20 protein-coding genes and 1 pseudogene are annotated in these 24,563 nt (G+C 52.4%); 11 read left to right on the forward strand and 10 right to left on the reverse strand.

All coding sequences use genetic code 11. From position 1 onward, the window contains the following. Nucleotides 1–71: 71 nt before the first annotated feature. From J4E05_RS18660 to glyA, 10 genes and pseudogenes are all read left to right on the forward strand, one after another. Complete coding sequence (locus J4E05_RS18660) at nt 72–1,022, forward strand: branched-chain amino acid ABC transporter permease (RefSeq protein WP_349598736.1); 951 nt, start codon at nt 72–74, stop codon at nt 1,020–1,022. Then, nucleotides 1,019–2,314, forward strand: coding sequence for a branched-chain amino acid ABC transporter permease (locus tag J4E05_RS18665; protein WP_349598739.1), 1,296 nt, complete (start codon nt 1,019–1,021; stop codon nt 2,312–2,314). Before J4E05_RS18660 ends, J4E05_RS18665 begins: the two co-directional genes overlap by 4 nt. Nucleotides 2,315–2,400: 86 nt before the next feature. Then, nucleotides 2,401–2,844: pseudogene (locus tag J4E05_RS24135) on the forward strand (ATP-binding cassette domain-containing protein); the annotation flags it as partial. Between the two features lie 99 nt (nt 2,845–2,943). After that, entirely contained in the window at nt 2,944–3,078 is a 135-nt protein-coding gene (locus J4E05_RS24140) for an ABC transporter ATP-binding protein C-terminal domain-containing protein (protein WP_503012359.1), read from the forward strand. Continuing rightward, nucleotides 3,075–3,776 carry an ABC transporter ATP-binding protein gene (locus J4E05_RS18675; RefSeq protein WP_349598745.1) on the forward strand — a complete coding sequence of 234 codons (702 nt, stop codon included), beginning with the start codon at nt 3,075–3,077 and terminating at the stop codon, nt 3,774–3,776. Before J4E05_RS24140 ends, J4E05_RS18675 begins: the two co-directional genes overlap by 4 nt. 211 nt (nt 3,777–3,987) lie before the next feature. Continuing rightward, complete coding sequence (locus tag J4E05_RS18680) at nt 3,988–5,241, forward strand: sarcosine oxidase subunit beta family protein (protein WP_349598747.1); 1,254 nt, start codon at nt 3,988–3,990, stop codon at nt 5,239–5,241. 11 nt (nt 5,242–5,252) lie between these two features. Beyond that, nucleotides 5,253–5,555, forward strand: a complete 303-nt coding sequence (locus J4E05_RS18685) for a sarcosine oxidase subunit delta (protein WP_349598750.1) — start codon at nt 5,253–5,255, stop codon at nt 5,553–5,555. Then, complete coding sequence (locus tag J4E05_RS18690; RefSeq protein ID WP_349598752.1) at nt 5,552–8,545, forward strand: sarcosine oxidase subunit alpha; 2,994 nt, start codon at nt 5,552–5,554, stop codon at nt 8,543–8,545. Before J4E05_RS18685 ends, J4E05_RS18690 begins: the two co-directional genes overlap by 4 nt. Nucleotides 8,546–8,561: 16 nt before the next feature. After that, nucleotides 8,562–9,113: a sarcosine oxidase subunit gamma family protein gene (soxG, locus tag J4E05_RS18695; RefSeq protein WP_349598755.1), complete on the forward strand. Its 552-nt coding sequence runs from the start codon at nt 8,562–8,564 to the stop codon at nt 9,111–9,113. Nucleotides 9,114–9,151: 38 nt separating this feature from the next. After that, entirely contained in the window at nt 9,152–10,420 is a 1,269-nt protein-coding gene (gene glyA / locus J4E05_RS18700) for a serine hydroxymethyltransferase (protein ID WP_085590242.1), read from the forward strand. A gap of 134 nt (nt 10,421–10,554) precedes the next feature. Here glyA and J4E05_RS18705 read toward each other — a convergent pair whose 3' ends face one another. The 4 genes from J4E05_RS18705 to J4E05_RS18720 form a co-directional block, all read right to left on the reverse strand. Then, on the reverse strand, nt 10,555–13,125 hold the full coding sequence (locus tag J4E05_RS18705; protein ID WP_246832912.1) for a GcvT family protein: 2,571 nt from the start codon (nt 13,123–13,125) through the stop codon (nt 10,555–10,557). 114 nt (nt 13,126–13,239) lie between these two features. After that, complete coding sequence (gene purU / locus J4E05_RS18710) at nt 13,240–14,097, reverse strand: formyltetrahydrofolate deformylase (RefSeq protein WP_085590239.1); 858 nt, start codon at nt 14,095–14,097, stop codon at nt 13,240–13,242. A 35-nt stretch (nt 14,098–14,132) separates the two neighbouring features. Continuing rightward, nucleotides 14,133–15,068 (reverse strand): electron transfer flavoprotein subunit alpha/FixB family protein, encoded by a 936-nt coding sequence (locus J4E05_RS18715; RefSeq protein ID WP_349598760.1) that lies wholly within the window; start codon nt 15,066–15,068, stop codon nt 14,133–14,135. 24 nt (nt 15,069–15,092) lie between these two features. Further along, on the reverse strand, nt 15,093–15,842 hold the full coding sequence (locus J4E05_RS18720) for an electron transfer flavoprotein subunit beta/FixA family protein (RefSeq protein ID WP_349598762.1): 750 nt from the start codon (nt 15,840–15,842) through the stop codon (nt 15,093–15,095). Between the two features lie 353 nt (nt 15,843–16,195). Here J4E05_RS18720 and J4E05_RS18725 point away from each other — a divergent pair, with 353 nt between their 5' ends. Then, nucleotides 16,196–17,251, forward strand: coding sequence for a GlxA family transcriptional regulator (locus J4E05_RS18725; protein WP_349598765.1), 1,056 nt, complete (start codon nt 16,196–16,198; stop codon nt 17,249–17,251). Nucleotides 17,252–17,403: 152 nt separating this feature from the next. Here J4E05_RS18725 and J4E05_RS18730 read toward each other — a convergent pair whose 3' ends face one another. The 6 genes from J4E05_RS18730 to J4E05_RS18755 all read right to left on the reverse strand — a co-directional run bounded on the left by J4E05_RS18730 (nt 17,404) and on the right by J4E05_RS18755 (nt 24,506). Next, nucleotides 17,404–18,483 (reverse strand): quaternary amine ABC transporter ATP-binding protein, encoded by a 1,080-nt coding sequence (locus J4E05_RS18730; RefSeq protein ID WP_349598768.1) that lies wholly within the window; start codon nt 18,481–18,483, stop codon nt 17,404–17,406. Further along, nucleotides 18,476–19,363, reverse strand: coding sequence for an ABC transporter permease (locus J4E05_RS18735; protein WP_085590231.1), 888 nt, complete (start codon nt 19,361–19,363; stop codon nt 18,476–18,478). Before J4E05_RS18735 ends, J4E05_RS18730 begins: the two co-directional genes overlap by 8 nt. Before the next feature lie 100 nt (nt 19,364–19,463). After that, the gene (locus J4E05_RS18740) at nt 19,464–20,465 is read right to left on the reverse strand and encodes an ABC transporter substrate-binding protein (protein ID WP_085590229.1); all 1,002 of its coding nucleotides are present in this window, start codon (nt 20,463–20,465) and stop codon (nt 19,464–19,466) included. A 98-nt stretch (nt 20,466–20,563) separates the two neighbouring features. Further along, nucleotides 20,564–21,697, reverse strand: a complete 1,134-nt coding sequence (locus J4E05_RS18745) for an FAD-binding oxidoreductase (RefSeq protein ID WP_349598771.1) — start codon at nt 21,695–21,697, stop codon at nt 20,564–20,566. Next, entirely contained in the window at nt 21,694–22,968 is a 1,275-nt protein-coding gene (locus tag J4E05_RS18750) for an aromatic ring-hydroxylating oxygenase subunit alpha (protein WP_349598774.1), read from the reverse strand. Before J4E05_RS18750 ends, J4E05_RS18745 begins: the two co-directional genes overlap by 4 nt. 824 nt (nt 22,969–23,792) lie before the next feature. Then, on the reverse strand, nt 23,793–24,506 hold the full coding sequence (locus J4E05_RS18755; RefSeq protein ID WP_349598777.1) for a TetR/AcrR family transcriptional regulator: 714 nt from the start codon (nt 24,504–24,506) through the stop codon (nt 23,793–23,795). Nucleotides 24,507–24,563: the final 57 nt, after the last annotated feature.

The raw sequence follows: 24,563 nt of genomic DNA on the forward strand, positions 1-24,563 counted from the left end.
ATAAACGAACGCCGCCATCTCTCAGCCGGTAACGGCCTCATGACGATGCTCGGAAGCGAGGAAACGCGATCGTGTTCGAAATCCTTTTTATTTCAACTATTAACGGCGTCCTTTACGGAATGCTGCTGTTTCTTATGGCCAGCGGCCTGACCGTCATTTTCAGTATGATGGGCGTTCTGAACCTGGCCCATGCCAGCTTTTATATGCTGGGCGCCTTTTTTGGGTTTGAAATTACCCTGCATATGGGCTTTTGGGCCGGTCTGGTATTTGCGCCGCTTATCGTTGCCGGTATCGGCATGGTGGTGGAGCGTTATGGCCTGCGCCATGTTCATCGTCACGGCCACGTCGCCGAACTGCTTTTCACCTTTGGTTTGACCTTTGTCATTCAGGAAGTGGTGGAAATGGTATGGGGCAAACTGCCTGTCGACTATCGCGTGCCCGCATCGCTCGATTTTTCCGCCTTTACAGTTTTTGCCACCACCTATCCGGCCTTTAAAATTTTTGCGTTACTGATATCGGTCGTCATTTTTCTGGCGTTGTTGGTGGTCATCCGACGTACACGCATCGGGCTGATCGTTCAGGCAGCCTTGTCCCATCCCGATATGGTCGGGATGCTGGGCCACAATGTTGATCGCGTCTTTATGCTGGTTTTTGGCGTCGGGGTTGCGCTGGCCGCTGTTGCGGGCGTTATCGCCGGTCCGGTACTGGTGACGCAATCAAACATGGCCGGTCTTTTGGGGCCGATCCTGTTTGTAGTGGTTGTAGTTGGCGGCCTTGGCTCGCTCGGCGGGGCATTTGTGGCTTCCTTACTGATCGGTCTGGTCCAGACCTATGCGGTTGCTTTCAATATTTCCCTGGCCGATGTCTTTGGCAGTTCCCCGCTGACCGGCGATGTCGCCTTTTATCTCGACGATCTGTGGAACGTGACGGTCGCCCAGGTTGCACCAATTTTGCCTTATCTGCTGTTGGTGCTGATCCTGATCTTTCGACCGCGCGGATTGATGGGGACAAACAACCGATGAGTCAGAAAACCGATATGAAAATCCCTGCGTTGCCGTCGGATAAACGCAGCAGCTTTCTGGCACGTTTTGGTATCTGGATTGTTGCCGCCATCGTACTGGCAGGCTTGCCCTATGTTTTCAGCTCGGGGCTGGCTGTGTCCACCATGTGCATGATGGGCACCATGATCATCTTTGCGCTGTCCTATAACATGCTATTGGGACAAACCGGTTTGCTATCGTTTGGCCATGCGGTGTTTTTTGGTCTTGGCGGTTTTCTGACCGCATGGGCCATGAACGCCGTGGCCGGCACCAGCAGCCCGGTGCCACTGTTTTTATTTCCCATAATGGGCGGGTTTACCGGGCTTGTTTTCGGTATCATTTTTGGCGCAGTTTCAACCAAACGTTCCGGAACTGCCTTTGCCATGATCACGCTTGGCATTGCCGAACTGGTATCGTCAAGTGCGCTGATCCTGCGCCATTTTTTTGGCGGCGAAGAAGGCATCACGCTTGACCGTACCGATATGGTCCAGGTTCTGGGGTTAAGTTTTGGTCCGCAAGTTCAGGTTTATTATCTGATTGCCGTCTGGTGCCTGATTTCGGTTGCGGCAATGTATGCCATAACCTGCACACCGTTTGGCCGGATATGCAATGCCGTGCGCGATAACCCCGAACGCGTACATTTCATTGGTTACAACACCCAAACCGTACGGTTTATGGCATTTAGCCTGTCGGGCCTGTTTGCCGGTATTGGTGGTGGTTTGGCCGCGATCAATTTCGAAATCATGAACTCGGCCCAGATGGGTGTCGGGGAATCCGGTGCGGTTATTTTAATGACCTATATCGGCGGGATCGGTAATTTTGCCGGGCCTATTATTGGTGCCATTGTTGTGACCTATCTGCAATTGATGCTCAGCGATGTTACCGATGTGTGGCAACTGTATTTCGGGTTGTTGTTTATTGGCATGGTTATGTATGCTCCGCGCGGCCTGGCAGGTTTATTGGCCCTGCAACAACCCCTGTTGCAAACCCGGCAGCTTCACCGCGTCGCCCCCTATTATATTTTGGCCCTTCTGCCAGGTCTGGTCGCCATTTCGGGGCTTAGCATGGTCATCGAAATGACCTATCAGCTTGCGGTTAAAACAGCTGCCGGTCCGGCCATGGCGTTCTTCTATATTCCGTTTAATGCCAATTCTCCGCTGCCCTGGATCATCGCCGTTATTTTGTTTGCGGTAGGCACATGGTTGTTTTTACGCGCGGCCCGGCTGGCCGGGGACGCCTATAGCCAAGCCCTTGCATGGAGAAAATTGCCATGACGCAGACAAAACCCCCCGTGCCCGCCCTTCGCTTGTCCGGGCTGGAAAAAAGCTTTGGTCCGATGAAAATCATTCGGGGCATCGACCTGGATATTCCCGCAGGCGAACGCCACGCCGTGATTGGCCCGAACGGGGCCGGAAAGTCGACGTTATTTCATCTGATCAGCGGTCACTATCAGCCAAGTGGCGGATCGGTGCGTTTGCATGGCGATGACATTACCGGCATACCGCCGCAATTGATTGCACGGCGCGGCCTGTCACGTAGTTTTCAGGTGACCAACCTGTTTCCCCAGCTAACAGTTTGGGAAAATGTACGTTGTGCAACCCTGTGGGCGCTGGGACACAAATATTCGTTCTGGCGCAATGTGGAACGTTTGGCCGATGCCCGCCAGCGCACCGAAGAAATTCTCCGCGAAATTAACCTGATTGAGCGCTGGAACATGCCCGCCGGGGTACTGGCCTATGCCGAGCAACGGGCGCTGGAAATTGGCCTTGCCATTGCCAGTAACGCCAACACCCTTTTGCTCGACGAACCCATGGCCGGGATGAGCCACGGCGAAACCGAACATATGGTCGAACTGATCCGCAAGGTTAGTGAAAACAGGACCCTGTTAATGATTGAACACGATATGGGGGTGGTTTTTGATCTCGCTGACCGTATTTCGGTTCTGGTTTATGGCGAAGTTATTGCATCTGATACCCCCGAACGTATCAAGGCTAACGCTTCTGTCCAGCAGGCCTATCTTGGAACGGAGGTGGCATGACGATGTTAAATGTGGGCGATCTTCATGCCTATTACGGTAAAAGCCATATTCTTCAAGGTGTTAACATGTCTGTTGGCGCCAATGAAATTGTCAGCATTCTAGGCCGCAACGGGGTAGGGCGCTCTACCACGTTAAAGGCCATTATGGGTAACCCGGTTCCACGCGGGGATGTCGAATTCAAACAGCAAAAAATTGCCGGACGCAAATCCCATGAGATTGCCAGGCTTGGTATTGGCTATGTTCCCGAGGAACGCGCCATTTTCCCGATGTTAACCGTGGAACAAAACCTGCTGCTTGGCATTAAATCAGGTCAGAAAGAAGCCCGCTGGAGCATCGAGGAAACCTGGAAACTGTTCCCCCAGTTGCGCGAACGGGCCAACGCACCGGGCGGTGCCCTTTCGGGTGGCGAGCAACAAATGCTGACCATTTGCCGCACCCTGATGGGAAATCCCGATCTGATCATGATTGACGAACCAACCGAAGGCCTGGCCCCGCAGATGGTTGAACGTATTGGCGACCTGTTGCAGGAAGTTGCCCGGCGCGGCATTTCCATTTTGCTGGTCGAACAACGCCTGGCCATTGCCATGCGTATTTCGCACCGTCTGTATGTTATGGGGCATGGGCAGATGGTGTTTGAAGGAACCCCGGACGACCTAACGGCAAATCAGGACATTCGCCGCGAGTGGCTGGAAGTTTGAAACCATTTTGCCTTTAAACTGCAAAGCTGCCTTTTGTGCCCAACCTGAATGGGAATGAAAGGCAGCTTTTTTATTACCCATAATACCCCGAGGAATGAAGAAACGGGGTGGGGGCGCAATCATACAATGAAAGTGTCGCATTCTTCCAGTTCGGGCCAATTCCCCCTTGATACAGTTGTAAAATCAAAAAAATTTGGGGGACTGGCTTCACATGACCCACTTCTCAGGGCTATCGCTTTTGAAGAATGCGCTTACCGGGCATAAAAACTGGGAACCGCAATGGCCTGACAGCCAGCCAAAAGCCGAATATGACGTCATCATTGTTGGTGCCGGTGGGCATGGTTTGGGGGCGGCCTATTATCTGGCCAAGGAACACGGCATTACCAATGTTGCCGTCATCGACAAAGGTTGGCTGGGCGGCGGCAATACCGGGCGTAACACCACGATCATCCGATCCAACTATCTTTATGATGAAAGTGCACGGCTTTTTGACCATGCACTCGACCTGTGGGATGGCCTGAGCCAGGATTTGAATTACAACGTTATGTATTCCAAGCGCGGCGTTTTGATGCTGGCACATAACGTACATGATGTTCAAAGTTTCAAACGCCATATTCATTCCAACCGGTTAAACGGGGTGGATAACCGCTGGCTAACGCCGCAAGAAGCCAAGGCATTTTGCCCGCCGCTAGACATTTCGCCCAATGCACGTTTCCCGGTTATGGGGGCTGCATTGCAAAGCCGGGCAGGGACAGCCCGCCATGATGCGGTTGCCTGGGGATATGCGCGCGGCGCATCAATGCGCGGTGTTGATATTATTCAGAATTGCCCGGTAACCGCCATTCGCCGTGGGCCGGACGGGCGTGTCACCGGTGTTGAAACCGCACGCGGATTTATCGGAGCGAAAAAAGTTGCCGTATCGGCAGCGGGCCATACATCGGTTGTTATGGATACGGCTGGCGTACGTTTACCGCTGGAAAGTTACCCGTTACAAGCCCTGGTATCTGAACCGGTGAAACCGATTTTCCCCTGTGTTGTTATGTCCAATACGGTGCATGCCTATATCAGCCAGTCGGACAAAGGCGAGTTGGTGATTGGATCGGGCACAGACCAATATACCAGTTATTCCCAACGTGGGGGTTTGCCGCTGATTGAGCATACGGTTGCGGCGATTTGCGAAATTTTTCCGATCTTCAACCGCATGCGGATGTTGCGCAAATGGGGTGGCATCGTTGATGTAACGCCGGACCGTTCGGCCATTTTGGGTAAAACACCCGTGCCCGGTTTATATGTGAATTGCGGTTGGGGAACGGGCGGGTTCAAGGCGACGCCAGGGGCAGCACATACGCTGGCCTGGACTGTTGCGAAAGACGAACCCCATGTCATTAATGCCCCTTTCACCCTGGAACGATTTAGCACCGGACGTCTGATTGACGAAGCCGCTGCCGCCGCCGTTGCGCACTAAGGAGAACGGATATGTTGCTGGTCCATTGCCCCTATTGTGAGCAAACCCTGCCGGAACTGGAATTTACCTATGCCGGTGAAGCCCATGTTGCGCGGCCCGATGCTGCCACGCCGGTAAGTGACGAAGAATGGCGTAATTTTTTGTTTATACGCAACAATGTTAAAGGCCCTCATTATGAACGCTGGCGCCATTTCCATGGCTGCGGCCGGTACTTTAACGCCGTGCGCGATACCGTAAGTGACCGTTTCCTGATTACCTACAAGGTCGGTGAAGCACGCCCGGAATTATCTGATTTGCTGGAGAAATCGAAATGAGCAACTTCCGTGTTGCCGGGCGGGGTCGGATTGATCCGCAAACGCCGGTTAAGTTCACTTTCGATGGCAAAAGCATTTCGGGCTATAAAGGCGACACCGTGGCCTCGGCCCTGTTGGCCAATGGCATTCATTTGATGGGGCGGTCGTTTAAATATCACCGTCCGCGCGGGGCAATTTGTGCCGGATCGGAAGAGCCAAACGCCCTGGTGGGCACACGGCGCGGCACCGGGCAGTTTGAGCCCAACACCCGTGCAACCGTCCAGGAAATCTGGGACGGGTTAGAGGTTACCAGCCAAAACCGGTATCCGAACCTGTCCTTTGACATTGGCGCGGTGAATGATCGCGCCTATATGCTGTTTTCAGCCGGGTTTTATTATAAAACCTTCATGTGGCCGAAATCGTTCTGGGACAAGGTTTATGAACCCTTTATCCGCGCGGCAGCCGGACTTGGTGTTTCACCAACCGAAAATGACCCGGACAAATACGCATCGCGTTATTTGCATACCGATGTGCTTGTGGTGGGTGCAGGCCCGGCAGGTCTGGCATCGGCCTTGACAGCGGCGCGCGCCGGCTTGCGGGTAACACTGGTAGATGAAAATGCCGAAACAGGCGGCACGCTGACCAGTGAACCACAGGCGGTTATTGACGGACAACCCGCCCTGGCGTGGGCAGAGGCCGCAACAGCCGAACTTAAAACACTGGGTGCGCGCGTGATGACGCGAACCACCGCAATCGGGTATTATCACCAGAACATGGTGGGTCTGTGCCAGAAACTGACCGATCATTTACCCAAACCTGACGTAAATACACCGCGTGAACGCCTGTGGCGGGTACGCGCAACTCAGGTTGTTCTGGCGCAGGGTGCGCTTGAAAAACCGTTGGTATTTGATGGCAATGACCGGCCCGGTGTGATGCTGGCCGGGTCGGCACAAACCTATTTGCACAAATATGGTGTAAGGGTAGGGGACAGCGCCGTCATTCTTACCAGCCACGATAGTGCGTGGTATGCGGCCTTTGATCTTGCCGATGCAGGCACAAAAATTGTGGCAATTGTTGATACGCGCCCGGCCCCTGCTGCCGAACTGCTGGCGCAGGCGCAAAAACGTTCTATCCGGGTTTTGTCGGGTTATACTGCAACTGGCACCGAAGGACGATTGCGCATTAAATCGGTGCGGGTTAATCCGGTCGTTAATGGCAAGGTTGGAACTGCGGAAACACTGCCATGTGATTGCCTGTTAATGTCGGGCGGCTGGACCCCATCCTTGCATTTGTTTTCCCATACCAAGGGGGCACTTGCCTGGAATGACGACATGCAAACCTTTTTGCCCGACCGTAAAACCGAAGATTGCGAAATTGCCGGGGCAGGTCGTGGTCTTTGGGGTATTGCGGCAGCCTTGAATGACGGCGCACAGATGGGGGCGACTGTCGCCCGCCACCTGGAAAAGGAAGCCAGTGCCAATGAATTTGGTGTTGAAGGCGACCGTCCCGGAACCGGTGTTAGCCACAAGGAACTGCCAACCGACCTGAACCCGGGCAAGGCCCGCGCCTTTGTTGATTACCAGAACGATGTCACCGCCAAGGATTTGCGCCTGGCTGTACGCGAAGGTATGCATTCGATTGAGCATGTCAAACGCTATACCACCAATGGCATGGCGACCGATCAGGGGAAAATGTCTAACATTAACGGGTTGAACATTGCCGCCGATGCCTTGGGCAAACCGCAACCCAAAGTGGGGCTGACAACATTTCGCCCGCCTTATACGCCCACAACATTCGGGGCCTTTGTCGGCTATCATCGCGGTGATCATTTTGAAATTACGCGCAAAACCCCGATCGATAGCTGGGCCGAAGAAAACGGTGCGATCTTTGAACCCGTCAGCCTGTGGCGCCGGGCGTGGTATTTCCCTAAAAACGGCGAGGATATGGAAGCCGCCGTGTCACGGGAATGCAAAACAACCCGATCTGCCGTTGGTATGTTTGATGCATCAACACTGGGCAAGATCGAGGTGGTTGGTCCTGATGCGGTTGAATTTATGAACCGCATGTATACCAATCCCTGGACCAAACTGGCACCGGGCCGCACCCGCTATGGCCTGTTGTTAGGGGATGATGGCTACATTCGCGATGATGGTGTTATTGGCCGCCTGAGCGATGACCGGTTCCATGTCACAACGACAACGGGTGGGGCCGCCCGTGTGATGAACATGATGGAAGATTACCTTCAGACCGAATGGCCGGATCTGAAAGTATGGCTGACATCAACAACGGAACAATGGGCAACAATTGCGCTTAACGGCCCGAATGCCCGCAAGTTGCTGGAACCGTTTGTGGAAGGTCAGGACTTATCTGACGAAGCCTTTCCGCACATGTCGATTGTCGAATGCACAGTCGCCGGTTTCCCCGCCCGTTTGTTCCGTGTCAGCTTTACCGGCGAGCTTGGCTTTGAAGTAAACGTCCCCGCCTGTCATGGCCGCGAACTTTGGGAAATTTTGTGGGAAGCCGGCCAGAAGCATGGCATTTGTGCCTATGGTACGGAAACCATGCATGTCCTGCGTGCTGAAAAAGGTTACATCATTGTCGGCCAGGATACGGACGGCACAGTAACCCCGCATGACGCCGGGATAAGCTGGGCAATTGGCAAAAACAAACCCGATTTTGTGGGTAAGCGCGGGCTGGAACGGCCCGACCTGGTCGCCGAAGGGCGCAAGCAGCTTGTTGGCCTGTTAACGCAAGATGGCAAAACAAAGCTTGAAGAAGGGGCGCAACTGGTGCTGGACCCGAACCAACCCATTCCCATGAAAATGGTCGGCCATGTCACGTCGTCCTATCACAGTGATGCTGTTGGCAGGCCGATTGCCTTTGCCTTGCTGGAGGGAGGACACAGCCGCATGGGCGAAACAATTTATATTCCCATGCCCGACGGCGTGATTAACGCCGAAGTTACCGGGACCGTATTTTACGATCCCAAAGGCGCACGACTGAAACTTTAACCCCGGGGACTATTTGATGATGGCACTTACACCTGCATTTACGCCGGGGCCGCTGGTTTCAGGCAATGTTGTTTCAGTTGCATTAATGGCACCGGCGGGGCGGCTTTCGCTACGCCTTGGGCAGGCAGATATACCTGTTATATCCGCCGCCATCGGCATTGAATTGCCCACCCGGATTGGGACACGCGCCAAGAACGGGCCGGTAGATGTTATTTGTCTGGGCCCTGATGAATGGCAAATTCAAACTGACGCAACCGATACGCAGCGATTGACAGATGCCTGCGCCGCTGTGTATGCGCAGGCCCCCCATAGCCTGACCGACGTTTCAGCCCGCGAAATCACCGTGCAGATCGAAGGACCGGGAGCCACGGACCTTTTAACGATTGGCTGCCCCCGCGACATAGACAAAATTGCCATAGGCGAGGGATGCCGTACCATCGTTGACGGGGTATCCGCGGTTTTGTGGCGGGATGGTGCAAACAGCTTCCGACTTGATATATGGCGGTCCTTTGCGCCACATGTGATCGGTCTTCTTCAAACCGGCGGTGCCGAACTGGCTGCGGAATAACCCGGGTTTTGCCCCGTACGATGGAAAAGGAAATACAAATGTCTGACTCTATGGTCACTGCGGCGATTTCGGATACAGCAATTGCCGAGGCAATTGCCCATGAACTGGACCGCCAGCAAAATCAGATTGAACTGATTGCATCAGAAAACATCGTTTCCAAAGATGTATTGGCGGCACAGGGATCGGTTTTGACCAATAAATATGCCGAAGGGTATCCAGGTCGTCGTTATTATGGCGGCTGCGAACATGTTGACGTGGTTGAAACCATCGCCATAGATCGGATCAAACAGCTTTTTGGCGCCGAATTTGCCAATGTACAGCCCCATTCCGGCGCGCAGGCAAATCAGGCGGTTTTTCTGGCGTTGTTGCAACCGGGCGACCGGATTATGGGCATGTCGCTGGCGCATGGCGGGCATTTAACCCATGGTTCTCCGGTTACCATGTCGGGTAAATGGTTTGATGTGGTTTCCTACGAGGTTGAAGAAGATACTCACCTGATTGATATGGAAGCCGTACGACGTGTTGCACTGGAAACCAAACCAAAACTGATTGTGGCCGGAGCGTCGGCCTATCCGCGCCCGATTGATTTTGCCGCATTCCGGGCCATTGCCGACGAGGTTGGCGCATATTTAATGGTCGATATGGCCCATTATGCCGGTCTGGTTGCGGCAGGCGAATATCCAAACCCCGTTCCTCATGCCCATGTGGTAACATCGACCACTCACAAAACCTTGCGTGGCCCTCGTGGCGGGTTCATTTTGACCAATGATGAAGCGCTGGCAAAAAAATTCAATTCTGCGGTATTCCCCGGCAATCAGGGGGGGCCGCTTATGCATGTAATTGCCGCCAAGGCGGTGGCGTTTGGCGAAGCATTGCAACCGTCGTTCAAGGATTATGCCAAACAGGTGATTGAAAATGCGCGTGCCCTGTCTGACGTTTTAATCAAAGGGGGCGTCGATATTGTTTCGGGTGGTACGGATTGCCACATGGTCCTGGTCGATTTGCGGCCCAAAGGTGTAACCGGCAAGGCAAGTGAGGCCGCGCTGGAACGGGCGGGCCTGACATGCAACAAAAACGCCATTCCTTTTGATCCGGAAAAGCCGTTTGTGACCTCGGGCGTGCGTCTGGGAACATCGGCCGGAACGACCCGTGGCTTTAAAGCTGCCGAATTTCGTAAAATTGGCGAATTGATTATTCAAGTTATTGACGCCCTTGCCGCGAACCCCGATGGCAATGCCGAAATTGAAGCCGCTGTACTTGCCGAAGTTCGCAGTCTGTGCGCTGCCTATCCCATCTATTCGGCTTGATCCATCTTTGAAATTATGACGGCCCCATACAGTGAAATGTATGGGGCCGTTTTTGTTTGGGCACATTTCATTAAAGAAACGGGGCAGACCTTGCGGTCTGCCCCGTTTAACTTTTAAGACTAAAACGCAGCCGGTTAACTACGGGGTTTCAGATTTTCCGGGTCATAAAGTGGTTTGTAACCAACACCTGCGACTTCGACGGGATAAATTTCGTCAAAATAGGAAATGGTCAGTTTGCGGCCTTCCTGGCAATAAGCGTGCGGCAAATAGGCCAGGGCGATGTTTTTACCAATGCTCGGGCCATAGGCAATTGAGGTGGTATAAGACCGACGGCCCAACTCATCGATCAGGGTTTGGCCGGTTTCCGGGTCCATGACGGGCAAAGATCCCAGCGGGTAGCGGGCTACGCCCTGATGATCGATATTATCGGTCATAACAAGGGTGCACAGCATGGCGGGCTGGTGGTCACGGTTGCGATATTCTTCGTGCTTTGCTTTACCACGGAAATCTGCTTCTTTGACCTTTGGACGGGCCAAAGCGGCTTCGAGCAGATTATACTGGGTGTGCAGATCGGCATTTTGCAAACGCAAGGATTTTTCCAGCCGACGGGAGTTGGCATAGGTTTCCACCCCAACCGCCATCACGCCAATTGCGCGTAGCGCATCCCAAACGGCAAGGCCATCTTCGTAGCGCATATGCAGTTCCCAGCCTTGTTCTCCGACATAGGAAATGCGAAAGGCGGTAACGGTTTTACCCGCAATCTTGATTTGGCGAATTGCGGCAAATGGAAAGTTTTCAAGGCTGAGGGCGTCCGGGTCTTCGACCACTTTTTGCAGGTTAACACGGGCATTTGGCCCCCAGATACCGACGGTGGTGAAATTTTCGGTCACATCGGTAATGGTGACGTCAAACCCTTTGTCCTGGGCAACGCGGCGCATATAGGTGATGTCGCGTGGGCCAGCATCGGCCCCGTTAACCATGCGGCAGCGATCTTCCATGCGAAATACCGTGAAGTCGGCACGGACATTGCCGTCATCATCGAGCATATGGGTATAAATACCTTTGCCAATATTGGCATCGCCACCAATTTTTGCGGCACATAACCATTCCATCAGGGCCACATGGTCTGGCCCTTCAATATCGGTCATATGAAAGTGCGACAGGTTGATGATGCCGCAATTCGCGCTCATTTCCAATTGCTCGGCGTTGGACACACGCCAGAAATGACGGGTATCCCATTCGTTTTCACGTATCGGCACCTGATCGGCGTATTTTTCAAGCAGGTGTTCGTTGGCGGCATAGCCATGCGCGCGTTCCCAGCCACCCAGTTCCATGAAATAGCCGCCCAGTTCGACTTCCCGATCATAAAACGGGGAACGGCGAATGTTACGGGCATTGCCAAAGGGTTCGCGGGGATGGACCGGCGGGTTATAGATTTTTTTCGCCGTTTCCCAGCAACGATCATAAATATATTGTTCGTTTAACTGAAATTCGTTGAACCGGGAAAAATCAATGGCGTGATGGTCAATATGGGTACGGTCATGGGTCATCCAGTCGGCAAGTAATTTGCCCATGCCCGGCCCGTCTTTGATCCAGATGCCCACAGCATACCACAAGCCACGTAATTTGCGGCTTTCGCCCATTGACGGCCCCCCGTCAACCGATGCCTGCAACAGACCGTTAAAGGAATGGCTTTCATTAAAACCAAGTTCCGTCAGGATCGGGGTCAGTTCCATTGCCCGTTCCAGCGGTTCAATCACATCTTCGAGTTCCAAATCGCGTTGCGAGGGCGATAAACGGGCCTGATGTTTTTCAAGGATGTCGCGTGGATGCACCAGACGCGGGTTTTCTTCGTAATAATAACCCCACTCGATTTGGCCACCTTCGGTGCTTTTGGGGTCGCCCGTGTCGCGCATATAGGCCGAATTGCCCTGATCGCGCAAAAGAGGCATTCCGATTTCAACGCCGGTGCCTTCAAATTCGTTATACGGGCCAAAAAATGTCAGCGGGTGGTCAACCGGCATTACGGGCAGGTCTTCGCCTGCCATTTCGGCAATCAGACGGCCCCAAAGCCCGGCACAAACCACAACATAATCGGCGTGGATGGTGCCACGTTCGGTAACAACGCCGGTGATACGACCGTTTTCGCTGATCAGTTCCAGGGCTGATGTGTTGCCAAAGGCATTAAGTTTGCCTGATGCAATTGCCTGATCGACCAGCTTGCCGGCAACAGTTTGCGAACGCGGGGTAACAAGGCCGGCGTCCGGGTCCCACATGGCACCCTGTATTTGGTCTTCTTCAAGAAGGGGGAATTTTTCCTTGGCTTCGGCCGCACTGATGATTTTGACATTGGTGCCAAATGCCTTGCCGGAATCAACCCTGCGCTTAAGTTCGGCCATGCGTTCGTCATCGCCAACACGGGCCACTTCAATGCCGCCAATGCGGGCGTAATGCCCCATCTTTTCATAAAAATCGATGGAATACATCGTGGTCCAGCACGATAAAAGATCGTGGCTGGTGGCAAAGCAAAAATCAGACGCATGCGCCGTTGATCCAATATCGGTAGGGATACCGGATTTGTCGATACCAACAATATCGTCCCAGCCATTTTCAATGAGGTGATGTACCACCGAGGCACCCACGATACCGCCGAGGCCAACGATTACGACTTTAGCCTTGTTGGGAAATGCGGCCATTTCGCTCATTCCTTCTTTTCGAGATGATTTTATGTTTTTGGCAGGGAAAGACTACATATTGTGCGGCTTTCCGGGAACGACAGACGGGGACCGGTATACCGGTCCCCTGTGATGGCAAAAGCGTTATGACGTGAAAACCACTGTTCGATGATTATTCAGCATGACGCGCCCTTCAAGATGATATTTTACCCCCCGGGCCAAAACACGGGCCTCGATATCGCGGCCGGTTGCCACAAAATCATCGGCCGACATGGCATGGTTCACCCGTTCGGTTTCCTGTTCGATAATCGGGCCTTCATCCAGATCGGGGGTAACGTAATGGGCGGTCGCCCCAATCAGTTTCACCCCGCGTTCATACGCCTGATGATAGGGCTTTGCGCCTTTGAATGACGGCAGGAACGAATGGTGGATGTTAATGATCATGCCAAAGAATTTGTTGGAAAATTCGTTGGTTAACACCTGCATATAACGTGCAAGCACAATCAGTTCTGCATTGGTTTCTTTCACCAGGTCGGCGAGGGCGGCTTCCTGTTCTGCCTTGGTTTCCTTATTCACCGGCATATAGTGAAAAGGGATGCCTTCCTGATCCGCAATTTTACGGGCGTCTTCGTGGTTAGACACAATCGCGGCGACTTCGGCGTCAAGCCAGCCAACCTTGATTTGGTACAAAAGATGCAACATCGCGTGATCGAATTTCGACACCATGATGATGATCTTTGGTCGACGGGATGTGTCCTGAACCTTTAACTTCATGTTGAAGCGGTCAACAGCCGGGCTCAGGGTAATTTCGACCTGTGATTTGTCAAAATCCTCGGGCGTGCTTGTTGCGATACGCAAGAAGAACTGGTTTGTCTGGCGGTCCCAGAACTGGTTGGATTCAATAATATTTGCGTTGCGTGCCGCCAGTGCCGAGGTTACAGCGGCAACGATCCCGGGCCGGTCATCACAGGCAATGCGCAGTATGTATGAAGAATCGCTCACTGGATCTGTTCCATTTCAACAAGATGAAAAACGTATCAGAGCTGACGCTCCATTTCGGGAAGAATTTCAAACAGGTCACCAACAATGCCGTAATCCGCGACCTGAAAGATCGGGGCATCTTCATCGGTATTGATGGCGACGATCACCTTTGAATCTTTCATACCTGCCAAGTGCTGAATGGCACCGGAAATACCGCACGCAATGTAAAGATCGGGTGCGACAACCTTACCGGTTTGGCCAACTTGCAGATCATTGGCGGCATAACCCGCATCAACAGCAGCGCGCGAAGCCCCGACAGCAGCCCCCAGTTTATCGGCCAGCGGTGTGATGACTTCCTGAAATTTCTGTTCGGAGCCCAGGGCACGGCCACCTGAAACAATAATTTTGGCGGAGTTAAGTTCAGGCCGGTCATTTGCCGACAAAATGTTTTCCACAAACCGCGACAGACCACCGTCCGCACCATCATGATCAATAACCGTGACCGATGCTGGCGTATCACCGTCTGGCGCAACCGCGAAACTTGATGTACGGATTGTCAGTACTTTTATGGCATCGGATGCCTGGACAACCTCGATCGCGTTACCGGCATAAATCGGATGTTTAAAGGTATCGGGTGCGACCACCTCGGTCACGTCGGAAACCTGCATGACGTCAAGCAGGGCGGCAACACGTGGCAACACGTTTTTGCCCGTTGTGGTGGCCGGGGCAAGGATGGTGTCGTAATTACTGGCAAGACCGACAATAACAGCGGCGGTTGGTTCGGCCAGCTGGTTTTCAAGCAAGTCGCCCTGCACCAGAAGCACAGTGCGCACGCCCGCCAGTTTGGCGGCCTGTTCTGCTGCCGGGCTGGCATTTTTACCCGCGATCAACACATCAATATCGATGCCAATTTGGGTGGCGGCGGTTAATGCCTTCGCTGTCTGTTCGGACAGGGACAGATTGTCATGTTCTGCAAATAGAAGAATGGCCATTTAAAAAGTCTCCCCTTAACCCTGTCAGATAACGCTGGCTTCGGCTTTAAGCTTGTCGATCAGCGCGGCCACATTGGCAACCTTGACCCCGGCCTGACGAACCGATGGTTCCTCCACCCGAATTACGGTTAACCGGGATGACACCGTTACGTCGAAATCGTCGGGTGTTTTTTTATCCAGCGGCTTTTTCTTGGCCTTCATAATATTGGGTAGAGACGCATAGCGCGGTTCATTTAACCGCAAATCGGCTGTGACAATGGCCGGAAGGGTCACGTTAATTGCCTGAAGCCCGCCATCAACCTCGCGGGTGACAGTGGCCTGACCTGCATCGAGTTCAAGGGCTGATGCAAAGGTTGCCTGCGGCCAGTTCAAAAGGGCGGCAAGCATTTGCCCGGTCTGATTGGCATCATCATCAATGGCCTGTTTGCCCAGAATGACCAGATCGGGTTTTTCATCTTCGACCACAGCCTTTAACACCTTGGCGACGCTTAAGGGTTCAATCCTGCCATCAACAGTAACAAGAACGGCGCGGTCGGCCCCCATGGCAAGGGCTGTACGAAGGGTATCCTGTGCCAATGCCGGGCCAATAGAAACAACGACGATTTCGTCGGCTTTACCTGCTTCCTTTAACCGGACAGCTTCTTCAACCGCAATTTCGTCAAACGGGTTCATCGACATTTTAACATTGGCAAGATCAACGCCTGAACCATCCGCCTTAACGCGGATCTTCACGTTGTAATCAACCACGCGTTTGACAGGTACAAGAACCTTCATATTTTTCCCCTTTGTCGCCCCCGCCAGGATGCCTGTTTTAAAATTCGGAAAACCACTTTGCCGCAGCAAGTACTTCCGGGGCACCTTCAATTAACAGCCAGTTTTCATGACCATATTTACGGGTTCGTCATTTTGCCAAATCACCTGATGGCGCGAATCTTCTGTTCGGTCGCCTTTACAGCCTTGCAATTTTTTGCACCACACAAGTAATGATTACCCTGCGTGGGATAGGCTGGTTTTTAGTATCTTGATAAATAATCTGGCGACTTTGCGCGCCGAAAAATAGAATGTTTGCGTCAAAGTGAGATTACCGCTACGACAAATGCAGCAACCTTGTTTGTATCGGAGGTCCAATGGCCGTTCGTTCCGAATTTCACAGCCCCAATACGCTGTCAAACCAGACATCCGCGACGCGGACATTAAAGCCAAAACCCGAAGCTCCGCGCCTGTCGGTTGGCTTTATTCTGGCGAACCGTTTCACGCTTTGTGCATTTGCAAATTTCGTTGATGTTTTGCGACTGGCCGCGGACGAGGGGGACCGGAGCAGACCGATTCTATGCAAATGGACTATTTTGTCCGACACGATGGACCCCGTACCATCAAGCAGTGGCATTATCGTTCAGCCAAAGGAACGGCTGGGTGACCCCCGGCGATTTAATTACATTGTGGTCGTCGGCGGACTGATGGATGAAACGCCGAACCTAAGCAAAGCCTATCATCATTTTTTGCAGGAAGCCGCCGCCGCAGGCGTGCCTCTGGTAGGGGTATGTACCGGCGCTTTCTTACTACACCAGGCAGGCCTGCTTGACGGATATCGTTGCTGTGTCAGCTGGTTTCACCATTCCGACTTTATGGAACAGTTCGATGGCCTTGATCCGGTTGCAGATCAGATTTTTGTTGTCGACCGGGATCGATTAACCTGCTCTGGCGGGGTGAGTTCAGCGCATTTGGCCGCTTATCTGGTTGATAAACATGTTGGACGCGCACAGGCCAATAAAAGCCTGCACATCATGATCATAGATGACGCGCTACAGGCGGAAAAACCACAACCGGGCATTCCCCTTGATCTTAAAACCCGCGACCCGATCGTGCAGCGCGCCTTGTTGATCATGCAGCAAAACATAGACACGCCAATATCAGTACAGGAGATTGCCCGCCGCATGGGCAACAGTAAACGCCAGGTCGAACGCCATTTCAGGCTTAGCCTTGATACATCGCCGCAGGTCGCTTTTTTAAATATCCGCCTTGATCTGGCCCATCACCTGATTGAAAAAAGCCAGAAATCGGTTGCACAAATTGCCGTTGATTGCGGTTTTTGTGACTCATCTCATCTTAGCCGCATGTTTCGCCGCCGCTATGGCGGCACCCCACAAGCCTTGCGCCATACCACCACGATCCCGGAAGAATAACGGTTAGTTCAAAGCAAACGAAGCAGCGACAGAAACAGACAGAACAAAAATTTACATCGCCCGACACGATAATGCCGGGCGATGTTTTAGCAGTATGCTGTATCCGGTATGGGTCAAGACCTGCAAAAGACGGTCACAAGCCCGGCGTTATGTTATGACACCACCGCGACAGGATCATTTTTCTGTGGTGGCATTTCCTGCATATCAATCATAGCCCCTGCAAGCTGACGGAAGTCAACGCTGCCCAATCGTTGACCCGCGGACGACACCACAGTCCCCGCACCATCTGCCGTGTTTGCCAGCACGCGCATGGCATCCTCGATTGTCGTACCCGCGACAATTGCCGGGCGGGCAGGGCTTGTTTCGGGTGCAAGGGGCATCATGACGGCTTCGACATGCACAACGCGACCGCGGTTAACCTCCTTGACGAAGTTGGCGACATACTCATCTGCGGGCCGTAGAACAATATCCTGGCTGGTACCTTGCTGGATGATCTCGCCGTCACGCAAGATCGCGATCTGATCACCCAGGCGCAGAGCTTCGTCAAGATCGTGGGTGATGAAAATGATCGTCTTTTTGATTTCTTTCTGAATATCAAGAAGAACAGTCTGCATATCCATGCGGATCAACGGATCGAGCGCCGAAAAGGCTTCGTCCATTAATAGAACAGGTGCATCATTGGCAAGTGCCCGCGCCAAACCGACACGCTGTTGCATCCCGCCGGAAAGCTGATTGGGATATTTTTCCTCGAACCCTTTCAAGCCAACACGCTCAAGCCAGCGCATGGCAACATCAACTGCTTTGGCGCGGTCCAAACCTTGCACCTCAAGCCCGAAAACGGTGTTGTCAAGCACACTGCGATGAGGGAGGAGGGCAAATTTCTGAAACACCATTGCGGTCTGATGCCGACGAAATGCCCGTAACTCATCCCGGTTCATTTTGACAACATCAACACCATCAACCAGAACCTCGCCGACGGTTGGATCGACGAGACGGTTAATGTGACGGATAAGGGTTGATTTTCCCGATCCTGAAAGGCCCATAATCACCTGGATACGGCCCGACGGGATTTCAATATTAATGTCGCGCAATCCAAGGATATGACCAAATTTTTCGTTCAGTTCGGTCTTGGTCATACCCTTTTGAACGGCATCAACATGAAGTTTCGGATTATGACCGAAAATCTTGTAGAGATGACGGACTTGAATACCGCCAAACTGATGATCAGCCATGGAATATCTCCCGATGCTTCTGGAGCTTTTTGCCATAGGCCTGGCTTACCCGGTCAAAAATAATCGCGATACCGACAATGGCCAGGCCATTGAACATGCCCAATGTGAAATACTGATTGGCAATCGCTTTAAGAACCGGCTGACCAAGCCCCTGAACACCAATCATTGCGGCCACAACGACCATGGCAAGCGCCATCATGATGGTTTGGTTTATACCGGCCATGATTGTCGGCAGGGCCAGCGGAAGCTGGACCTTGAACAGCTTTTGCCAACCCGATGTTCCAAAGGCATCTGCCGCTTCAAGCACATCCTTGTCGACCAGTCGAATACCAAGGTTGGTTAGACGGATCATTGGCGGAATAGCATAAATAACAACAGCGATCAGACCGGGCACCTTGCCAATCCCAAGCAGCATCACAACCGGGATAAGATAGACAAAACTTGGCATCGTTTGCATGACGTCGAGGATCGGATTGACGATTTTCTGAATACGATCCGAACGCGCCATCAAAATACCAATGGGGATACCAATGGCGATGGAAAGCACGGTACAGACAAAAATGATGGCGACCGTCCGCATCGTGTCTTCCCACATGTCGAAATAACCGATGAGAAGCAACGTCACCAGACAACCCAAAACAGTTTTCACGCTGCGGCTGGCAAACCACGCAATAATCAGGATGATCGCGGTAATAATCGGCCACGGGGTATGGGTCATAAAGTGATCGGCAGCGATCAGAAATTGCTTTACCGGATAAAAAAGGCTTTCAATTGTCCCGCCAAAGGTGCGGGTGAAATTCCTGAAACTTTCGTCGATTGCCTTTTTCAGGTTACGCAGGACAGTGTCGTCCATATGCGGGAATTTATAAAACCATTCCATTAAATTCCACCTTTTCAAGGGGTGCGACACGTCTTTTTGATTTTATCGGCGCATGGAAGGCGGTGCGTCAAAAGCGCACCGCCCGACTTGATACATTTGCTTACAAGGCAGCTTCGATTTTTTCCGCTGCTTCGGGTGTCACCCACTTGGTCCAGATGTCTTTATTCTCTCTCAGGAAATGTTTGGCTCCGTCTTCACCGCTGGCCTGGTTATCGGTCATCCAGGCCATTAATTTACCAACGGTTTCGTTGCTCCAGGACCGTTTCTCAAGGTATTCCAATACCTCTGGCCCTGCTTTTTCGTGGAACGGTTTGGCAACGAGCGTTGCAATCGTATCAACCGGCCATTCATTTGGTTTGGGGTCCGGGCAATCTTCTACTGTATTGCAGCGTTTCCATTCTGCGGCATCATGCGGGACACCGAAGCCAAGCTTGACCATCGGATATTTGCCAAGCAACGCTGTCGGCGCCCAGTAGTATCCCATCCAGGCCTCTTTTTTTTCATATGCCTTGGCAATCGACCCGTCCAGCCCTGCCGATGAACCGGTATCAACCAGCTTGAAACCTGCATCCTGCGCTTTATAAGCCCAGTAAAGTTGCGAGGTTACAACGGTGCCACCCCATCCCTGAGGACCGTTAAAAATCGCCCCCTTGCTGGGGTCTTCATCATAGGGGAAAAGTTCCGGGTGTTTTAATGCATCCGGAATGGTTTTGATATCGGGATGGGCATCAGCAAAATATTTCGGGATCCACCAGCCTTGCTGCCCGCCGTCAGGCAGGGGAGACCCGACTTTAACGATACGGCCTTCTTCGGTGCCCTTTTTTACAACTTCCGGCAACAGGTCAATCCAGGCTTCCGGCGCGATGTCCGGTTCGCCTGTTTCAGTCATAGAGGTAATGGTGGGTACCGTGTCACCGATGGTGACCTCGGCGTCACACCCATATCCTTCACTAAGAATGATTTTATCAAGGTTGGAGAGAACCTCGGCACTTTGCCAGTTCATGCTGGCAATCGTAACGCTGCCGCAATCTGCGGCTTGAGCCGCAATGGTTCCTCCGAAAAAACTTAACGACAGGCATCCTGATACAAGTAGTTTTTTCATTTTATTTCCCTGTTTTACACGGCTGACCGTTACCGGGCGAGGGCACCGCATCTCCTCGCACCAGTGGCCCTAAAAGGGGCGTCTCCCATTGTTTTTTTTCAGATTTCGACTTCAATATCGGATAGCGGCGTTGAGCAGCAGATCAGAATTTTGCCCTGATCAATTTCGCGCTGCCGAATACCGCCACCGTGTTGCATGTCGACTTCACCTGTAATCAGCTTTGATTTACAAGTGCCGCAAATACCACGCTGGCACGAAGACATCGGCATAAGCCCAGCCTCACGCGCAGCGGACAGGATCGTCATGCCAGGGCCACATTCAACCACATGGCCCGTTTTCGAGAAGGTAACGCGGAAAAGCTGATCACTGATTTCCGGCGCGACCGAGGCTGGTTCTTCAAGTGTTCCAGCTGTTTCCGCCCCAAAATCAAAACTTTCCTCGTAATACTTCTCCATGTTGAAACCGGCCTGTTTCAACATGTTGCGCACCCCTTCCATAAACATGGCCGGGCCACAGCAAAAAATTTTGCGTTCCATGAAATCCGGAGACATCAGGGAAAGCATAGGGAGGCTAAGGCGCCCTGTATAGCCGCTCCAGCTATGGCTGGCTGACGAGGTTTCACAGGTAAAGGCAAGTTTCAGCGAAGGGTTTTGTGCAGCAAGCAGGGCCAGTTCGTCGCGGAAAATAATGTCAGAGGGCGTCCGCGCTCCATGAATGAAATGCAGATCGGACGGTTCTGACAAATCGCAGGCCGTGCGTGTCATTGACATCATAGGGGTAATGCCGCTGCCTGCGGACAGGAACAGAAGTTTTTCTTCCGAGGTGGCGTCTGTTGTAAATTCGCCAGACGGGCCGGAAACCGTAACTTCCTTGCCCGGAACCATATAATCATGAAGCCAGTTGGACCCCGGCCCCCCAGGCACACGCTTAACCGTGATTTCAATACGGTAGGGGCGGGCCGCCGATGCCGAGATCGTATAACTGCGCGTGACCATCCCTTCGACCGGAAGTTCAAAGGTCATATATTGCCCGGGATAAAACCGAAATGCGCGTGGCTCCCGCCCGGAAAAGACAAATGTTTTTACATCGTGCGTTTCCTGGCGTACCTGCCGACAAACAAGCACGTCGTCCTGCTCGGGGTCCCATGTCGGCACTCGCGTTATTTCGGTATATTTGTCTTCGGCTTGCAAGGCACGGTTTTGCTCGGCCTCGGCTGGGGTGTTACGGCTCATACGGCTTCGGTTCCCGTCTTACTGGCAGCGAAATGATCTTTTAGCCGGTTAATATACCAGTCGCAGAACGCTTCAACATGCGGTTCCGTAAAGGTAGAGTAGGGGCCGGGCTCGTACGCGGGCTGTTCACTGCCAAGCTGGGCAAGGCGCACAAGCATAGCGTCTTGCAAGTTGGTCATGGTCCATACCTGGGTCAGGTTATCCAGCGAGTAATCCTCGCCCTCGATCGCATCTTTATGAACCAGCCAGGTTGTTCGCACCAATGTGCGGTCGGGTGAAATTGGCAGAACAGAAAAAGTGACAATGTGGTCACTCATGAAATGATGCCAGGAATTGGGATGTGTCCAGAAACTTAACCCGCCCAGTTTTGGGTCAGTGAAATTGCCCAATAATTTCTTCGATGCAACCTTGGTATCAAGTGTATGGGATTCACCGGCCCACATCAGGGGCAGGCGCATGGTACGGAATCCCGTTACATTCGAAAGGTGTTCTGCCTCGGCTGAGGGCAAACCACACGATTCCCAATGTTTATGGTCACGTTCGATTGAATCGGTGTATTTTTTAACATCAGCCGAGCGCCGTTCGTCCAACTCGTCAGGCGAGAACCCAAAGCCAAATTCAGACAACGGAACCGTTAATTGCGGATGGTTTCCCTCGCAGTGATAACACTCGCGATTGTTTTCCATCGTCAGCTTCCAGTTGCCTTCCTCGATCAGTTCCGAGCTATGGGCGATTTTGCAATTTGCCAGATCATGCGGTGCCAGATATGGCTCCATCACCCGCGCCATTTCTTCAATGTCGGCAGGTGCATTTTCAGCCAGACAGATAAAAATCAACCCTGCAATTGAACGCACATGGACAGGTTTAAGGCCATGACAGCTTTTGTCAAAGCCAGCCCCCATATGTTCAGCCAGGATAAGATCGCCATCTTCGTTATATGTCCAACCGTGATAGCGACAAACGATATTGCCAATGGTGGTTGTACGTTCATCAATCAAACGTGCCCCACGATGGCGACATACGTTATGGAACGCGCGCACCTCCATATCGTCCCCACGCAGGATAAGAATAGAGGCACGCCCCACCTCAACCGTCACACAGTCGCCAGGCTCGGGCAATTCCGGTTCGACAGCAACAAAAATCCAGTGCTGACCAAATATCGCGCTTATATCAAGCTCAAGTATTTCCGAAGAATGATAAAATGGCGCTTCCAGGCTTTTGTCTTTTTCGCGGCGATTGACAAGTTTTTGAAGATCAGAAGAAGAACGCATGTTCGGATACCTCGGCTTCTACGGGGTGCCTGGCGCATAGACCCTTGTTCGATCCGGTTCGTATTGCATTACCAATAACAAAACCTGAAAATAACGGGACATTTGCAGTGGTTTGCAGGCGGGTCATTGTCAGAGGCGAACCCCCGTTACCACGCCTGATGCGAGGTGTAGCCAATGTCTGATTTCCAATGCGGAAACAAACCCGGCGTAAATGTTCAGGATGGGGTTGATGCGATATACGCACCCGGTCGATAGCGAAATCTGTTTCTGGTCGGGGACCCGCGCGCAATTTGCCATTTCCTTTGCCAGCAAGGCAATAAGACCGGCTGATATTCAGGCCATTACCCAAATATATATGATCAGTCCCGCACACAGCACGGGCTGTATTATGGGCTGTCAATTGCACCCGAAGTCTCCCTCTGTAAATCGTTGGCAGATTGTCTGCTCTTGGTGCGCCTTGTATGAAAACCGGCGATTGGAAAATCTATTGCGGATTGAACTGCATTTGGCAGAAATGTTAAGTCAAATAGGCAGTAGAAATGCGACGACGTTACGCAAGAGCTGTAAACCGGGGGTTTTCAAGGCTTTTTCGAGGGTTCAGGGCCTCAATTTATGGCATAATAATTCCTGTGTCCGGCCCCGGTATAAATCCATGGAAAATTCATGCAATACCGTTGGACGACGCCTTTTTGCATTCATGCTGCATGGATGTATCTTTGGCACGGTTAACAAGGCAACTGGTCGAACTTTAAAACCATAAACCCAAATGGAACAATTGCAGCTTTAAAATTACCCGGCAAGACCGGCAGTCAAGCACCCCGTCCTTACCCATTGTTATCATTTTTCATTTGATCCACTGCCCGAATACCACCCGCACAAAAACTGACAATCGTCTCACGGTACGCAATCGGTAATGGTGGAATTACATCTGTTCCTGCCAAACCGGCAATGCGTGACCGACTGGCAACGATGGACAATAGACTTGCCACGCTAAGCGTTAGCAATGTGGCGAGTGTTTCCCGGCTAAGACCAGGGCTTAGCGGCAACAATGCATCCAGAAATTCAATCGCAACCGGATCGTAAAGTTCCCGAATGTGAGGATAGTACCGGTCGTCCGATGCAATCCGGGCGATTAATTTAGCATATGCCCGCCATTGCGCATCGCCGCCAGACGCATATTCCAGATAGGGCGCCACATAAGCATCAACAATCGCCTCGATCGTCATGCTGTCAGACGTTTCTTTCAATTTTTGTAACCGGCTCTGTCGTGCAGCATTCAGGGTTTCAACCCGTCTTGCCAGTACAGTGCGAAACAATTCATTCTTCGAACCCCCATGGAATCCGACCACACCCAATGTCACGCCTGCTTCTGTTGCGACCTGACGGATCGAAATACCGTCAAAGCCGTCCTGGGCGAAACATCGCTCCGCCGCATCCAGAACGCGATCCCGTGTGGCTTCTCCCCGCAGCAATCTGCCATCCACGGTAGGGACCGGTTTTTGCGATGTTGCGGCAGGTTCTTTTGTTTCTCTTGACATTTTATACATACGTCCAGATAGTTTTGTTGTCAGAACAAGTTTGCCCAAAGTTTCTTG

This window comes from Thalassospira sp. NFXS8, assembly GCF_040148805.1.
GTDB lineage: Bacteria > Pseudomonadota > Alphaproteobacteria > Rhodospirillales > Thalassospiraceae > Thalassospira.

What these genes read in the sequence shown, in the direction of transcription:
- J4E05_RS18685 (WP_349598750.1), top strand. Translation starts at nt 5,253, where the DNA reads ATGTTGCTGGTCCATTGCCCCTATTGTGAGCAAACCCTGCCGGAACTG.
- glyA (WP_085590242.1), top strand. Translation starts at nt 9,152, where the DNA reads ATGTCTGACTCTATGGTCACTGCGGCGATTTCGGATACAGCAATTGCC.
- J4E05_RS18675 (WP_349598745.1), top strand. Translation starts at nt 3,075, where the DNA reads ATGACGATGTTAAATGTGGGCGATCTTCATGCCTATTACGGTAAAAGC.
- J4E05_RS18750 (WP_349598774.1), bottom strand. Translation starts at nt 22,968, where the DNA reads ATGCGTTCTTCTTCTGATCTTCAAAAACTTGTCAATCGCCGCGAAAAA.
- J4E05_RS18665 (WP_349598739.1), top strand. Translation starts at nt 1,019, where the DNA reads ATGAGTCAGAAAACCGATATGAAAATCCCTGCGTTGCCGTCGGATAAA.
- J4E05_RS18715 (WP_349598760.1), bottom strand. Translation starts at nt 15,068, where the DNA reads ATGGCCATTCTTCTATTTGCAGAACATGACAATCTGTCCCTGTCCGAA.
- J4E05_RS18740 (WP_085590229.1), bottom strand. Translation starts at nt 20,465, where the DNA reads ATGAAAAAACTACTTGTATCAGGATGCCTGTCGTTAAGTTTTTTCGGA.
- soxG (WP_349598755.1), top strand. Translation starts at nt 8,562, where the DNA reads ATGATGGCACTTACACCTGCATTTACGCCGGGGCCGCTGGTTTCAGGC.
- J4E05_RS18755 (WP_349598777.1), bottom strand. Translation starts at nt 24,506, where the DNA reads ATGTCAAGAGAAACAAAAGAACCTGCCGCAACATCGCAAAAACCGGTC.
- J4E05_RS18745 (WP_349598771.1), bottom strand. Translation starts at nt 21,697, where the DNA reads ATGAGCCGTAACACCCCAGCCGAGGCCGAGCAAAACCGTGCCTTGCAA.
- J4E05_RS18680 (WP_349598747.1), top strand. Translation starts at nt 3,988, where the DNA reads ATGACCCACTTCTCAGGGCTATCGCTTTTGAAGAATGCGCTTACCGGG.
- J4E05_RS18705 (WP_246832912.1), bottom strand. Translation starts at nt 13,125, where the DNA reads ATGAGCGAAATGGCCGCATTTCCCAACAAGGCTAAAGTCGTAATCGTT.
- J4E05_RS18720 (WP_349598762.1), bottom strand. Translation starts at nt 15,842, where the DNA reads ATGAAGGTTCTTGTACCTGTCAAACGCGTGGTTGATTACAACGTGAAG.
- J4E05_RS18690 (WP_349598752.1), top strand. Translation starts at nt 5,552, where the DNA reads ATGAGCAACTTCCGTGTTGCCGGGCGGGGTCGGATTGATCCGCAAACG.
- J4E05_RS24140 (WP_503012359.1), top strand. Translation starts at nt 2,944, where the DNA reads ATGGGGGTGGTTTTTGATCTCGCTGACCGTATTTCGGTTCTGGTTTAT.
- J4E05_RS18730 (WP_349598768.1), bottom strand. Translation starts at nt 18,483, where the DNA reads ATGGCTGATCATCAGTTTGGCGGTATTCAAGTCCGTCATCTCTACAAG.
- J4E05_RS18735 (WP_085590231.1), bottom strand. Translation starts at nt 19,363, where the DNA reads ATGGAATGGTTTTATAAATTCCCGCATATGGACGACACTGTCCTGCGT.
- J4E05_RS18725 (WP_349598765.1), top strand. Translation starts at nt 16,196, where the DNA reads ATGGCCGTTCGTTCCGAATTTCACAGCCCCAATACGCTGTCAAACCAG.